We start from the raw sequence: 13,588 nt of genomic DNA on the forward strand, positions 1-13,588 counted from the left end.
TGGCTTGAAACTAGCCATGCGGATTGTTGTGGTATTTACGTATTCTGTACAATAATGGGTACAGCCGTTAGAATTGAAGAAGACTTATTTTCAGGAAAGAGGATTACAGTGGATATAAAAGAAGTTATCGTCGTCGAAGGAAAGTCTGACACGATTGCCATAAAGCGGGCAACTGGAGCAGATACCATCGAAACCAATGGTTCAGCAGTCGGTCAAGAAGCCCTTATTAAAATTCGTCATGCTCAAGAAACACGTGGAGTCATTGTATTTACGGATCCGGACTATCCAGGTAGAAGAATCCGAGCAATCATCGAACAACAAATTCCAGAAGTTAAGCATGCCTTCTTAACAAGAGATCGCGCGATTGCGAAAAACGGAAAAAAAGTTGGAATTGAGCATGCCACGGATGAGGACATTAGAACTGCTCTCCAAGCCGTCTACACAGTTGACACAACTCTAATAGAAGAAACACCACGAGAACTACTAATTGAAGCACGTTTAATTGGGCATCCTGAAGCTAAAAAGCGACGTGATCGCTTAAGTGAGCTTTTGCAAATTGGTCAAGTAAATGGTAAAGGACTCCAAAAACGGCTTACCATGTTTCGGATTAGTGAAACTGTGCTCATGCAGGCACTTTTAACGATAGACGAGGAGGAACAAGAATGGTGAAAGACATCGCAACCCCCGCAAGAACGAAGGAAATACTGGAAAAGCACGGGTTTTCTTTTAAAAAAAGTTTGGGGCAGAACTTTTTGATCGACCCAAATATATTAAAAAACATCATTTATCATGCAGGTATCGATAAGCGATCGGGTGTCATCGAAATTGGACCGGGTATTGGTGCACTTACGGAACATATTGCACGTGCAGCAGGTAAAGTTGTCGCCTATGAAATAGATGATCGTTTGCTACCGGTTTTAGAAGACACTCTTTCTCCGTACTCAAACGTCACAGTCATTCATCAAGACATACTGGACGTTGATTTAAACGCGGCCATTGAAGAACAATTTTCAGATGTTGACGAAGTGACTGTCGTAGCAAACCTCCCATACTACGTCACGACACCAATCATTATGAAATTTTTGATGGGCAAGGTACCCATTGAGCGAATGGTCATAATGATGCAACATGAGGTAGCTGATCGTATTACTGCTGTTCCGGGCACAAAAGCGTATGGATCCCTCTCGATTGCGATTCAGTATTATATGGACGCAGAAGTTTCGATGGTTGTCCCAAGAACGGTATTCATGCCACAACCTAACGTAGAGTCTGCTGTCCTTCGTTTGTCGAGGAAAGCACACCCACCTGCTTCGGTTATTAATGAAGAATTTCTATTTCAAGTGGCAAGAGGTTCTTTCGTGCAACGACGAAAGACCATCTTAAATAACTTACAAACGTCTCTTCCTCAAGGGAAGGCGAAGAAGGAAGCAATTATAGCTGCGCTCACTGAAGCAGGGATAGATCCAGTCAGAAGAGGAGAAACTCTTTCTATTGAAGAATTTGCGAATCTGTCGAATGCTTTGTATGAGGAGTTTTGTAGTAGCGAAAAGTAAGACATCCTGAAGTTATGACTATTTTAAGAAAAAAAGAATGTCGAAAGGTGAGAAATTGCTATAAAAGGATTGACAAAGAGGATTTCAACCTGTTAAAATTTAAATTTTAATTGACAGAACTTTTTAACTGTGTTATGATAATACACAGTGAGGTGGAAGCGACGTGCCAAAAACATTAGCGGACATTAAAAAGTCATTGGATGCTCACTTAGGAAAACGTCTGCACCTTCGTGCAAACGGCGGTCGTAAAAAAACGATCGAAAGAGCTGGAATCCTTCGTGACACGTATCGTGCGGTATTTGTAGTGGAACTTGATCAGGACGAAAATGCGTTTGAACGGGTATCATACAGCTATGCGGATATTTTAACTGAAGCAGTTGAAATAACGATACTGGACGGTGGAGACACCACAGCGTTTGAGATTAAATAGCACTTTTATCATTTTTGATTTATTTTTAAACAAAACACCTCCTACTTTCCTTTGAAAGTGGGAGGTGTTTTTTTGAGGTTCATGTTCATACTACACGTGTCAGCCAAGAAGGAGGAAACCTAAATGGCGAGAAGAAACGGCGTAATGTCTGAGCAACTTAAAGAAGAGATTGCAAAAGAACTTGGATTTTACGATGTGGTTCAACGTGAAGGTTGGGGAGGCATTAAGTCTCGAGATGCAGGCAACATGGTGAAGCGCGCAATTGAGATGGCAGGACAAGGAATGGCGGATAAAGATCGACCGCAATAAAGTTCATTGGACCTTGAACGACCCAAATCCAACGTAAGGCTGACAAAAGAGGCTGTTGCTATGCACACTGTGTGCCTTGCACAGCTCTTTTTTGTGTTTAACCATGGTTTTTTTATCGAATCTAGGCACTTTTAAACCCTCCTATGGTAAAATAGTGAGCAATGAAGTTTGAATGGAGGCAGCCAGATGAGTATGGTATCTGAAAAAGCGCCAGCTAAAATAAATTTAACGCTCGATGTCCTACAAAAACGTCCGGATGGTTTTCATGAAGTTGAAATGATAATGACAACAGTGGACCTTGCAGATCGTATTTGGTTAAAGCCTTTAGATCGTGGCATTACAATCCGTTCTTCGGAACGGTTTGTACCGAATGATAAACGCAATTTAGCGTGGCAAGCAGCGGACATTCTGCGGAAAAAATTTGATATCCGAAGTGGTGTGGAAATCACTCTCGACAAAAATATCCCGGTTGCTGCAGGCTTAGCGGGCGGTAGCTCTGATGCAGCTGCTACCTTAAGAGGGTTAAATAGATTGTGGAATCTTGGACTCTCTTTGGACGAGTTAGCGGTGCTCGGTGCAAGTATTGGATCGGACATCCCGTTTTGTGTGTATGGTGGAACAGCACTTGCTTCCGGACGCGGTGAACAAATTCAACATTTACCCGTTCCGCCAAATTGCTGGGTAGTGTTAGCAAAGCCTCCTATCTCAGTATCGACTGCAGATATTTATGGAGGTCTAGATATTCGAGGTATTCAGCATCCTGATACAGCGGGCATGATGCAGGCGCTCGCTTCAGCCGATTATGAAACGATGTGCAAGAAGGTAGGAAATGCATTAGAACCGGTCACGATGCGTCTACATCCCCAAGTAAGCGTACTAAAAGATCAAATGTTGAAGTTTGGGGCGGACACAGTACTGATGAGTGGAAGTGGTCCTACGGTGTTCGGACTCGTTCAACATGAATCCCAGGTCGCTCGTATTTATAATGGACTAAAAGGATTCTGTCCCGAAGTTTATGCAGTACGAATGATGGGGGAACGTATCAACCTTGCTTGAAAACGGACGATTGTGGTAGTCTGAAGTTATAATATTCGGGTTTTAGGAGTTGTTGGATATGAAATGGAAGAGGAGTGAACGTCTCGTTGAGATGACACGCCATCTGTTGGAGAACCCTCATCAACTCATTCCGCTAACGGTTTTTTCAGAACGTTTTCAGGCAGCAAAATCATCAATCAGTGAAGACCTGACGATTATCAAAGAGACATTTGAAGAAAGCGGGACCGGAAAACTATTGACAGTTTCTGGAGCTGCTGGCGGGGTGAAATATATTCCGTTGATGTCTGATCGAGCGGTGCGAGAGGTGATCGCACAAATGATCGAAGAATTGAGTCACTCTGACCGGTTATTACCGGGAGGGTACTTATATTTGACTGATTTACTTGGGAATCCGCAGCTGATGGACAAAGTAGGGCGAGTGTTTGCCTCAGCTTTCTCGAATCACAACATTGATGTTATTATGACAGTAGCAACGAAGGGTATACCAATTGCCCAAGCGATTGCCCGTCATTTGAATGTCCCGGTTGTGATTGTGCGAAGAGACAGTAAAGTGACAGAAGGATCGACAGTTAGTATTAATTACGTTTCCGGGTCTACCCGAAGAATCCAAACAATGGTGTTGTCAAAGCGTAGTATGAAAAGCGGACAGCGAGTCTTATTGACGGATGATTTCATGAAAGCTGGAGGTACGATGCTCGGTATGCGCCACTTGGTTGAAGAATTTGACTGTGAACTGGCAGGTGCTGCCGTTCTCGTTGAGTCTGAACACACAGAAGAGGTCCTTGTCGAAAACTACCGATCACTCGTGAAGTTATGCAAAGTGAATGAACGAAATCGAACAATTGAACTGGAAGAAGGCAACTACTTTTTGGAAGGTGGAGATGAAAGATGAATTATGTAGCTACTGAGCAAGCTCCGAAAGCGATTGGACCTTATGCACAAGCAGTGAAAGTGAATGGTTTGGTTTACACGTCTGGACAAATTCCGTTGCAAACAAATGGGGAAATTGCAGGGACAACGATTGAAGAGCAAACGAACCAAGTGTTTGAAAACTTGAAAGCGGTGCTTGCAGAAGCGAACTCATCTCTAACTCAAGTGGTCAAAGCTACGGTTTTCATTAAGGATATGAATGAGTTTGGCGCTCTTAACGAAGTGTATGCAAAACATTTTGGAGATCATACGCCAGCGCGTTCAACAGTAGAAGTGGCACGACTTCCTAAAGATGTGAAAGTAGAAATAGAAGTTGTAGCAGTTGTAGCAGAATAATCCAAAACGTTCCTTTAGCGGAACGTTTCAGACTGTAGACAAAAGGGATGGAAATCAATTTGATTTCCATCCCTTTTGTCTTTTTGCATTGTTGACTCTGGAAATGAAGGATTACAGGCCGTTAATCTCCGTTCCGGACGGTCGCTTTCCGGGGGCTTGCCCTCAGCCTCCTCGTCGCTTCGCTTCTGCGGGGTCTTCGCGCTGCGCTGATCCCCAGGAGTCGCCGTCCTACACTTCAATCAACTGAGTTTCTCATTAGACATTCACATCATTCAATCAAAGAATGCAATCGGAGTGCTCCATGTCCAGCTGGTAAGAATAATTAGATGAAGCAGAAGAAAAGAGACACCGATATGAAATCAAAGAAGTCTATGGAAATGTAAAGAGACTGTTGAACGCATTTTTGCTGATGCCAAGGAGAAGCACGGTTTGCGATGGATACCCCTAAGAGGGCTTAGGGTATTGAATAAATGACATTTTATTAAGTATAACTGTATGCTGGGTCTCCCAAATAGGTAATATAGTTCTCCAATCTATTGATAAATGAAGGGAAAATCAATTGCTGCCTCTATTTTAAGGACCAGATAGTCTTGGGGAACTAACTGTTCGATCGTAACCATTTTCATAGTAAATTCTATTTTCAAAAAATAGACTATAGGCAAGCCCCATGATTTATGGCGTTTGTCTGTAGGCTGAAACGTTCCTTTAGTGGAACGTTTTTTCTAATTGAATTAAATTTTTAATTGTCCGAAAAATTTAAAGTTGCTAAAAGGGATTTTAAAAGATTTGTAGAATGGTTACAGCATACAGTTTTCACGAAAGGGGAATGGGAACGAGTATGCAAGTTACTAATGTTCGCTTACGTAAGATAGAGACCAATGGGAGAATGCGCGCAATCGCTTCAATTACATTTGACGAGGAATTTGTCGTGCATGACATACGAATTATTGAAGGGAATGACGGTCTGTTTGTTGCAATGCCAAGCAAACGAACGCCGGACGGTGAGTTTCGGGATGTCGCGCACCCTATCAATCCTGCATCGCGGACAAAGATTCAAGATGCCGTTTTAGAAGCATATTTTGCAGATGAGAAAGAACCAGCTTTAGAGGAAGTAACTGTTTAAAAGAAAAATTGTCGATGAATTGTCACAGAGCCGCCGCTATTTTGCGCAGCGGCTCTTTCCGCGCGATTCTGGCTAACTTTAAATAGAAAAAGACATTAATAATAAAATATAGAATTCAACTTGTCAAGTAGGAATAGTTGAAAAATCCCACCTACTCAGCTATAGTCATATATGAAAAAATAGATGGAGGACGACTCATGACACATACATATGCAATTGTTTTGGCAGCTGGCCAAGGCACACGCATGAAGTCCAATTTATATAAAGTGCTTCACCCCGTCTGCGGAAAACCTATGGTGGAACATGTGATTGATCACGTAAAAGGTATAGGGGCAGATCGAGTAGTAACTGTCGTTGGCCATGGCGCGGAAGTCGTTGAAGAAACGCTAGGTCAAAAAAGTGAATATGTACTTCAAGCTGAGCAACTTGGGACGGCACATGCAGTTCAACAAGCAGAAAACCTACTAGGTGATTTGGAAGGAACTACACTCGTTATTTGTGGGGATACACCGCTAATCCGTTCTGAAACCATGGAAGCGCTTGTGAGTAAACACAAAGAACTTGGTGCAAAAGCGACTATTCTTACTGCGATTGCAGATAATCCTACAGGATACGGCCGAATCATCCGAGGCGAACAAGGACAAGTCCTTCGCAATGTGGAGCAAAAGGATGCAACACCTGAAGAACAAGCAGTCACTGAGATCAATACTGGAACGTATTGTTTTGATAACCGAGCTCTTTTTGAAGCACTCAAAAAAGTGAAGAATGACAATGCGCAAGGTGAATACTACTTACCGGACGTAATGGGCATACTTCAATCTGAAGGTGCACTAATCGGTGCACATGTATCAGATGATTTCAGTGAGACTCTCGGTGTCAATGATCGAGTGGTGCTTGCGCAAGCGGAGGCTGTCATGCGTCACCGTATCGCTGAAAAGCACATGCGTAATGGTGTGACCATCATCGCCCCCGAAACAACCGTGATTAGTGCAGATGCAGTCATTGGTCGCGATACTGTCATTCAACCAGGTACAATTATTGAAGGTCACAGTAAAATCGGTGAAGAATGTATTATTGGACCAAATAGCCACATTGTCGACAGTGAAATTAGTAATCGGACTTCGATTCATTCATCTGTGGTCAAGTCGAGCAAAATTGGATCGGATACGACAGTTGGCCCGTTCGCCCATATTCGTCCAGACACAGATCTTGGAGATCATGTGAAAGTTGGTAACTTTGTCGAGATTAAGAAATCATCGTTTGGTCAAGGAAGTAAAGTTTCCCATCTCAGCTATATCGGAGATGCTGAAGTAGGTTCTGCCGTCAATATTGGTTGCGGGTCTATTACAGTAAACTACGATGGTAAAAACAAATTCAAAACAACGATTGAAGATGAAGCATTCATCGGTTGTAATTCGAATTTAGTAGCACCTGTCACAGTAGGAAAAGGCTCTTACGTTGCTGCAGGTTCAACGGTTACTAAGGATGTACCACAAGATTCACTTGCAATTGCACGAGCTCGCCAGGAGAATAAAGAAGGATATGCAACAAAACTAAATTCTAAACGATAAAACAGGAGGTCCATCATGGGCAATGAATATCCGAATCACAAACTGAAACTTTTTACGTTGAACGCAAACGAACCTTTAGCGAAAGAAGTAGCTGATGTAATTGGACGACCACTCGGCGAATGCTCTGTAAAGCGTTTCAGTGATGGAGAAGTTCAAATTAATATCGAAGAAAGCATTCGGGGCTGTGATGTTTTCGTAATTCAATCGACATCGAATCCTGTTAATGACAACTTAATGGAGCTCCTTATTATGATTGACGCATTGCGTCGAGCGTCTGCACGGACGATTAACGTTGTTATGCCCTACTATGGTTACGCACGTCAGGATCGTAAAGCTCGTTCACGTGAGCCGATTACAGCAAAACTCGTTGCCAACTTGCTTGAGAAAGCTGGAGCGGATCGCGTAATTGCAATGGACCTTCACGCACCACAGATTCAAGGATTCTTCGATATTCCTATTGATCACTTGGTTGCAGTACCTTTGCTATCAGATTACTTCAAAAATCAGGGATTCAAGGGTGACGATATCGTTATCGTATCTCCAGATCATGGCGGAGTGACACGAGCTCGTAAAATGGCAGACCGTTTGAAAGCTCCAATTGCAATCATCGACAAACGCCGACCAAAGCCGAATGTCAGTGAAGTGATGAACATTGTTGGGCAAGTTGATGGTAAAATTGCTATTCTAATCGATGATATCATTGACACAGCGGGTACAATCACTGCAGGTGCAAATGCAATTATTGAAAGCGGAGCTAAAGAAGTGTATGCATGTTGTACACACCCAGTATTGTCTGGACCTGCTATTCAACGCATTAATGATTCAAAGATTAAAGAATTGGTCATTACAAACACGATTGAACTTCCAGAAGACAAGAACTCACCAAAAATTAAGCAACTATCTGTTGCAAAGCTTATGGCTGATGCAATTGTACGTGTCTTTGAAGAGAAGTCAGTCAGCACTCTATTCGACTAAGCCGACAACATAGCTAGTTGTGAACGTGCATGAAATGTTTTGGAACGTCTTGTAACGGGTATTTACTATGTAGGAAAACTTTTATATACAAAGGGGACTAAACATATGAGTACAGCATTACAGTCAAAAAAACGAGAAACTGCACCACAATCAGCATTGCGTCAATTGCGTCATGAAGGAAAAGTTCCTTCTGTCGTATACGGTTTTAAAACAGAGTCAACATCAATTACTGTTGAAGAACGAGACCTCATTAAAACGATTCAAGAACATGGTCGTAATGGGGCCTTTAAATTGGACGTTGACGGAAAGAAAGTAGACGTCATCTTAAGTGACTTTCAGGCAGACGTATTAACAGGGAAAGTCGAACACGCTGACTTCTTGGCAATTAACATGTCTGAAGAACTTGAAGTAGACGTTACAATCCACCTCTCAGGAGAGTCTGTTGGTGAAAAAGCAGGCGGCGTTGTTCAGCAGCCACTTTGGGAAGTGAAAGTGAAAGCGAAGCCTTCTGATATTCCAGAGCACATTGATGTGGATGTATCTAAATTGGATATCGGTGAAGCGATTCAAATTTCAGATTTACGTGCAGGCTCGAAGTATGAAATCCTCAACGAAGACGAAGAAACAGTCGTTCTTATTTCTGCTCCACGGACAGCTGAAGAACTAGAAGCACTCGATGAAGATACTGCTAGTGAAACTGCAGAACCTGAAGTAGTAAACGAGAAAGATGAAGACCAAGAATAATCACTAAGAGCGCACGGCAACCCGTGCGCTTGTTTTTTCGTTTGTCGATTTTTTCGAAAGAAAGAGAGTAATTAGATGAAAATGATAATTGGGCTCGGGAATCCGGGCAAACAGTATGCGTCGACCCGTCATAACGTTGGATTTCAAGCGATCGATTTAATGGCAGAGCAGCTAAATGCACCTGCTATGCAAACAAAATTCAATGGAATGATCACCACAGTTCATGTAGGAACGGAAAAAGTTATGCTCGTAAAACCATTAACGTATATGAACCTATCCGGTGAATGTGTGCGTCCTCTTATGGACTATTACGAAATAGATGATGACGAGATAGTCGTCATTTATGATGATTTAGACCTGGCACCTGGAAAGTTACGTCTTCGTGCAAAAGGTGGTGCGGGCGGACACAACGGAATGAAATCTTTGATTGCCCATATAGGAACAAACGAATTCAACCGAATCCGCGTCGGTGTTGGCAGACCGGATGGACCTATCAGTGTCGCAGATTATGTACTAAGTGCATTTAGCAAAGACGAACAGCCGCTTATTCAGGAGGCGGTGGAAAGAAGTGCGTCCGCTTGTCGTGCATGGTTAGATCGCCCGTTTCTTGAAATAATGAACGAATATAATGGAGCTTAAGCATAAGTAATCCCATCCATGCCTATACTTGTACAAAAAGAGAGGCGGTCTACTGGGTGATCTCTTATCGCTGTAAACATTGCCAAACGGAAATCGGTTCGATTCCGTTCGCGTCCGTCGAGGAAACGATCCGCGACTTATTAAAGGCTGATGAAACAAACGAGGAGCGCTTTGTCGAAGTATCTCAACATGGCGGGCTTGAAGTTCGTTGTATTTGCGAACAGTGTGAGCGCGTGATGTATGCGTCTCCAGACTATTACACAGTTGAAAAGTGGCTTCAATAAGAAGCCTGGCTTTGGCACCTCTTCGAGGGTGTGCAAAGCTTTTTGTGCTTATGCATTTCAGGGAGAAAGGGACGGATTCGAATGGACTCACTAGTAAACTATTACGAAACGACTTCGGAAATTGAGCGATTGACGAGCGAACTGAAACAAGGACGAGATCGCCAATTATTGACTGGGTTGACGGGCGGTGCAAAAACGCTTCTATTCCAGGCACTACAAAAAGATACGAGCCGTCCAATGCTCATCGTCTCGCCGAATATGCTGCAGGCACAGCGTACATATGAAGACCTTGTCAAGCTGTTGGGCGAATCCCAAGTCCATTTATATCCTGCAGAAGAGCTAGTTGCCGCTGACTTTGCTTTTGCCAGCTTTGAACTGCGAGCAGGACGAATTGACACACTCAATCACTTGGCAAAACATCGTGAGGGCATTTACATCACACCTGTAGCGGGTCTGAAAAAAATTGTTCCTTCCAAGGAACGGTGGGAAAGCAGCACGTTATTAGCTGCGGTTGGTGATTCGATTCAAACAGACGACTGGCTCCAACGCTTGATAAGTATGGGGTATTCCCGACAGGATATGGTCACAGCTCCGGGTGAATTTGCACTCCGTGGCGGCATTTTAGACGTCTATCCACTCACTACAGAAGACCCTGTACGGATAGAGTTATTTGATACGGATATCGATTCCATTCGTACGTTTTCAGCTGAAGACCAACGCTCTACAGGAAAACTGGACAAATTGACTCTCTTACCGGCAACTGAATTCACTTGGTCTGAAGACGATCTCCGGCAGATTGCAGACAAGCTTGAGGGAGCACTTTCAAAAAGCTTGAAGAAAGTGAAAGACGAACTTGTAAAAGAGAACTTACTGCTTTCTATCACAGCAGATATAGAACTTATGAGGGCTGGAGTTCAGCCCGAGAATATGGTGAAGTATGCAGGATTTGCGGGAGACCAAGTAGCAGAACTTGGGAGTTATTTGCCTGAAAATGCGCTTGTCATATTTGATGAAATCAATCGCATACAAGAAACAGCAGCAACTCTTGAAAAAGATGAAGAAGAATGGCGTATGTCTTTGTTGGAAGAAGGAAAAATCGTTCATGATGCCAAACTATCTGTTTCATTTATCGAAGCCCATGCAGCGTTGAACACAAAAACTATATACACGTCTTTATTTACAAGAAGTCTTCCTGGAATTACGGTGAAAGAAATCATCTCTTATTCATGTAAACCGATGCAGCAATTTCATGGTCAAATGAATTTGTTGAAATCGGAGATGGAACGTTGGGAGCAAAATCAGTTCAATGTTTTCATCCTTGCTGAAGGGAAGGAACGTGTCGATCAGGTCCACTCTATTTTGAACGATTACGATATAGATGCGACAGAGAACGGGGTTGCGACTAAAGAAGGAATGATAACGGTACTGGACGGAAGTCTGCATGCGGGCTTTGAACTTCCGCTGCATCGTCTTGTAGTAATTACAGACGGTGAGCTATTTAAAGGGAAACCTAAACGGAAAACACGACCACAAAAAGCTTCGAATGCGGAGCGTATTAAAAATTATTCAGAGATCCAACCTGGCGATTACATCGTTCACGTCAATCACGGTATTGGTAAATATTATGGAGTCGTCACACTGGAAGTCAGTGGGATCAGTAAAGACTACCTTGATATACGGTACCGTGGAGAAGACAAGTTGTTTGTCCCTGCGGATCAAATCGATTTGATCCAAAAATATGTGGCCTCTGGTGATAAGGAACCGAAACTTCATAAGCTAGGCGGAGCAGAGTGGAAAAAGACGAAAACAAAAGTCACTGCCGCAGTTAAAGATATTGCGGATGATCTCATTAAGCTGTATGCCGAACGTGAAGCACAAAAAGGGTATGCGTTTTCAGAGGACGATGACCTTCAACGGTCGTTTGAAAATGCTTTTCCTTATGAGGAAACCGAGGATCAGCTCCGCTCGATTGTTGAAGTGAAGAAAGATATGGAAAAAGAGCGCCCAATGGATCGTTTGTTATGTGGTGACGTAGGATATGGAAAGACGGAAGTTGCAATTCGTGCTGCTTTCAAAGCAGTATCAGACGGCAAACAAGTTGCCTTTCTTGTACCGACGACTATCTTAGCGCAGCAACACTACGAAACTATGAAGGCCAGATTTGCAGATTTCCCGCTAGAAGTATCGTTGTTAAATCGCTTCCGTTCCAAGAAACAACAAACCGAAACAAAAAAAGGACTTAAAAATGGAACAATCGACGTAGTAGTTGGAACTCACCGACTACTTTCTAAAGACGTGGCCTATCAAGACCTAGGACTGCTGATTGTCGATGAAGAGCAGCGTTTCGGTGTTACGCATAAAGAAAAACTGAAACAGTTAAAGACGAATGTCGATGTCTTAACGCTAACTGCAACTCCTATTCCACGGACGTTGCATATGTCGATGATCGGGGTCCGTGATTTGTCCATTATCGAAACCCCACCTGCGAACCGTTTTCCAGTGCAGACGTACGTCATGGAAAATAATCTTGCGTTAACACGTGAAGCGATAGAACGTGAGATGTCTCGAGGGGGACAGGTTTTCTATTTGTATAACCGCGTGGAAGATATGGCAAAGAAGGTCGATGAAATCCGTCAACTCGTCCCTGAAGCGCGCGTTGGATTTGCCCATGGTCAAATGGGGGAAGCGGCGTTAGAAGAAGTCATTCTTAGTTTCCTTGAGGGGGAATATGACGTTCTCGTTACTACAACGATTATTGAAACAGGAATTGATATCCCGAACGTGAATACCTTGCTTGTACACAACGCAGATCGAATGGGTCTCTCTCAGTTGTATCAGCTAAGAGGGCGCGTTGGCCGTTCGAATCGGGTTGCGTATGCGTATTTCCTATATGAACGTGACAAAGTTCTAACGGAGGTTGCTGAAAACCGCCTTCAAGCGATTAAAGAGTTTACGGAACTAGGATCTGGTTTTAAAATTGCAATGCGTGATTTATCTATTCGAGGAGCAGGGAATTTACTTGGCTCCCAGCAGCACGGGTTCATCGACTCTGTCGGATTTGACTTGTACTCGCAAATGCTTCAAGACGCGGTTGAGGAGAAACAAACAGGTATCTCCAAAGAGGACCGTCCTGATCTGGAGATCTCGCTTCCAATCAACGCTTATTTACCGGATACGTATATTAAGGATGGCTATCAGAAAATCCAAATGTATAAACGTGTCAAAGCAATTCAGGTGGAAGAAGACTTTAATGAGTTGTGGGATGAAATGACGGATCGATTTGGAGACCTCCCGTTTGAAGCGGAATTGCTGCTCCGTATTGGTCGCATAAAGGCATGGGGGAAAGCGGCAGGTGTTGTGTCGATTAAGAAACGACAAACCATAATTGAGATTCGCTTCTCACCTGAAGGAACTGCAAACTTAGATGGAGCCAAACTTGTTTCGGAGACGCTTAATTATGGTCGAGCTGTCGGTTTCACAATGGATAATGGAACTTTGCTCATTACAGTCGATGATCGACGATTAGGACAGCACACGGAGTTCGATATATTGGAAGCAATTATGCAACTTTTGCAAGATGCATCGAAGGAAACAACTGAAGTTGATGCCGGATAGAGCCACCCCTGCATAAAATGCCC

14 protein-coding genes and 1 pseudogene are annotated in these 13,588 nt (G+C 43.2%); all 15 read left to right on the forward strand.

Going from position 1 to position 13,588, the window contains the following annotated elements; all coding sequences use genetic code 11:
- Positions 1–108: 108 nt before the first annotated feature.
- The 15 genes and pseudogenes from rnmV to mfd all read left to right on the forward strand — a co-directional run bounded on the left by rnmV (position 109) and on the right by mfd (position 13,565).
- Positions 109–669, forward strand: a complete 561-nt coding sequence (gene rnmV, locus N693_RS0104930) for a ribonuclease M5 (protein WP_025783689.1) — start codon at positions 109–111, stop codon at positions 667–669.
- Positions 663–1,553: a 16S rRNA (adenine(1518)-N(6)/adenine(1519)-N(6))-dimethyltransferase RsmA gene (gene rsmA / locus N693_RS0104935; protein WP_025783692.1), complete on the forward strand. Its 891-nt coding sequence runs from the start codon at positions 663–665 to the stop codon at positions 1,551–1,553. Before rnmV ends, rsmA begins: the two co-directional genes overlap by 7 nt.
- 163 nt (positions 1,554–1,716) lie before the next feature.
- On the forward strand, positions 1,717–1,983 hold the full coding sequence (veg, locus tag N693_RS0104940) for a biofilm formation stimulator Veg (protein ID WP_025783693.1): 267 nt from the start codon (positions 1,717–1,719) through the stop codon (positions 1,981–1,983).
- A 123-nt stretch (positions 1,984–2,106) separates the two neighbouring features.
- Positions 2,107–2,292, forward strand: coding sequence for a small, acid-soluble spore protein, alpha/beta type (locus N693_RS0104945; RefSeq protein WP_025783695.1), 186 nt, complete (start codon positions 2,107–2,109; stop codon positions 2,290–2,292).
- A gap of 192 nt (positions 2,293–2,484) precedes the next feature.
- Positions 2,485–3,348, forward strand: coding sequence for a 4-(cytidine 5'-diphospho)-2-C-methyl-D-erythritol kinase (ispE, locus tag N693_RS0104955; RefSeq protein WP_025783697.1), 864 nt, complete (start codon positions 2,485–2,487; stop codon positions 3,346–3,348).
- A gap of 58 nt (positions 3,349–3,406) precedes the next feature.
- Positions 3,407–4,240 (forward strand): pur operon repressor, encoded by an 834-nt coding sequence (purR, locus tag N693_RS0104960; RefSeq protein WP_025783699.1) that lies wholly within the window; start codon positions 3,407–3,409, stop codon positions 4,238–4,240.
- Positions 4,237–4,614, forward strand: a complete 378-nt coding sequence (locus N693_RS0104965) for a Rid family detoxifying hydrolase (protein WP_025783701.1) — start codon at positions 4,237–4,239, stop codon at positions 4,612–4,614. Before purR ends, N693_RS0104965 begins: the two co-directional genes overlap by 4 nt.
- Before the next feature lie 322 nt (positions 4,615–4,936).
- Positions 4,937–5,070 (forward strand): annotated as a pseudogene (locus N693_RS20545) (transposase); the annotation flags it as partial.
- Positions 5,071–5,452: 382 nt separating this feature from the next.
- Complete coding sequence (gene spoVG / locus N693_RS0104970; RefSeq protein ID WP_025783702.1) at positions 5,453–5,737, forward strand: septation regulator SpoVG; 285 nt, start codon at positions 5,453–5,455, stop codon at positions 5,735–5,737.
- A gap of 197 nt (positions 5,738–5,934) precedes the next feature.
- Positions 5,935–7,308, forward strand: a complete 1,374-nt coding sequence (gene glmU / locus N693_RS0104975; protein ID WP_025783703.1) for a bifunctional UDP-N-acetylglucosamine diphosphorylase/glucosamine-1-phosphate N-acetyltransferase GlmU — start codon at positions 5,935–5,937, stop codon at positions 7,306–7,308.
- 15 nt (positions 7,309–7,323) lie between these two features.
- A complete protein-coding gene (locus N693_RS0104980; protein WP_025783704.1) occupies positions 7,324–8,283 on the forward strand; it encodes a ribose-phosphate diphosphokinase in 960 nt (319 codons plus the stop codon).
- 105 nt (positions 8,284–8,388) lie between these two features.
- On the forward strand, positions 8,389–9,027 hold the full coding sequence (locus N693_RS0104985; protein WP_025783705.1) for a 50S ribosomal protein L25/general stress protein Ctc: 639 nt from the start codon (positions 8,389–8,391) through the stop codon (positions 9,025–9,027).
- 75 nt (positions 9,028–9,102) lie between these two features.
- On the forward strand, positions 9,103–9,666 hold the full coding sequence (pth, locus tag N693_RS0104990) for an aminoacyl-tRNA hydrolase (RefSeq protein ID WP_025783706.1): 564 nt from the start codon (positions 9,103–9,105) through the stop codon (positions 9,664–9,666).
- Between the two features lie 56 nt (positions 9,667–9,722).
- Positions 9,723–9,950 carry an anti-sigma-F factor Fin gene (locus tag N693_RS0104995; protein WP_025783707.1) on the forward strand — a complete coding sequence of 76 codons (228 nt, stop codon included), beginning with the start codon at positions 9,723–9,725 and terminating at the stop codon, positions 9,948–9,950.
- Positions 9,951–10,031: 81 nt separating this feature from the next.
- Positions 10,032–13,565: a transcription-repair coupling factor gene (gene mfd / locus N693_RS0105000; RefSeq protein WP_025783708.1), complete on the forward strand. Its 3,534-nt coding sequence runs from the start codon at positions 10,032–10,034 to the stop codon at positions 13,563–13,565.
- The last annotated feature ends 23 nt before the right edge of the window (positions 13,566–13,588 follow it).

The organism is Sporosarcina sp. D27 (assembly GCF_000586555.1).
Classification (GTDB): Bacteria; Bacillota; Bacilli; order Bacillales_A; family Planococcaceae; genus Sporosarcina.

Bases quoted from the DNA above. Each gene is read 5' to 3' on its own strand.
- rsmA (WP_025783692.1), top strand. From the start codon at position 663: ATGGTGAAAGACATCGCAACCCCCGCAAGAACGAAGGAAATACTGGAA.
- N693_RS0104945 (WP_025783695.1), top strand. From the start codon at position 2,107: ATGGCGAGAAGAAACGGCGTAATGTCTGAGCAACTTAAAGAAGAGATT.
- ispE (WP_025783697.1), top strand. From the start codon at position 2,485: ATGGTATCTGAAAAAGCGCCAGCTAAAATAAATTTAACGCTCGATGTC.
- purR (WP_025783699.1), top strand. From the start codon at position 3,407: ATGAAATGGAAGAGGAGTGAACGTCTCGTTGAGATGACACGCCATCTG.
- N693_RS0104965 (WP_025783701.1), top strand. From the start codon at position 4,237: ATGAATTATGTAGCTACTGAGCAAGCTCCGAAAGCGATTGGACCTTAT.
- spoVG (WP_025783702.1), top strand. From the start codon at position 5,453: ATGCAAGTTACTAATGTTCGCTTACGTAAGATAGAGACCAATGGGAGA.
- glmU (WP_025783703.1), top strand. From the start codon at position 5,935: ATGACACATACATATGCAATTGTTTTGGCAGCTGGCCAAGGCACACGC.
- N693_RS0104980 (WP_025783704.1), top strand. From the start codon at position 7,324: ATGGGCAATGAATATCCGAATCACAAACTGAAACTTTTTACGTTGAAC.
- N693_RS0104985 (WP_025783705.1), top strand. From the start codon at position 8,389: ATGAGTACAGCATTACAGTCAAAAAAACGAGAAACTGCACCACAATCA.
- pth (WP_025783706.1), top strand. From the start codon at position 9,103: ATGAAAATGATAATTGGGCTCGGGAATCCGGGCAAACAGTATGCGTCG.
- mfd (WP_025783708.1), top strand. From the start codon at position 10,032: ATGGACTCACTAGTAAACTATTACGAAACGACTTCGGAAATTGAGCGA.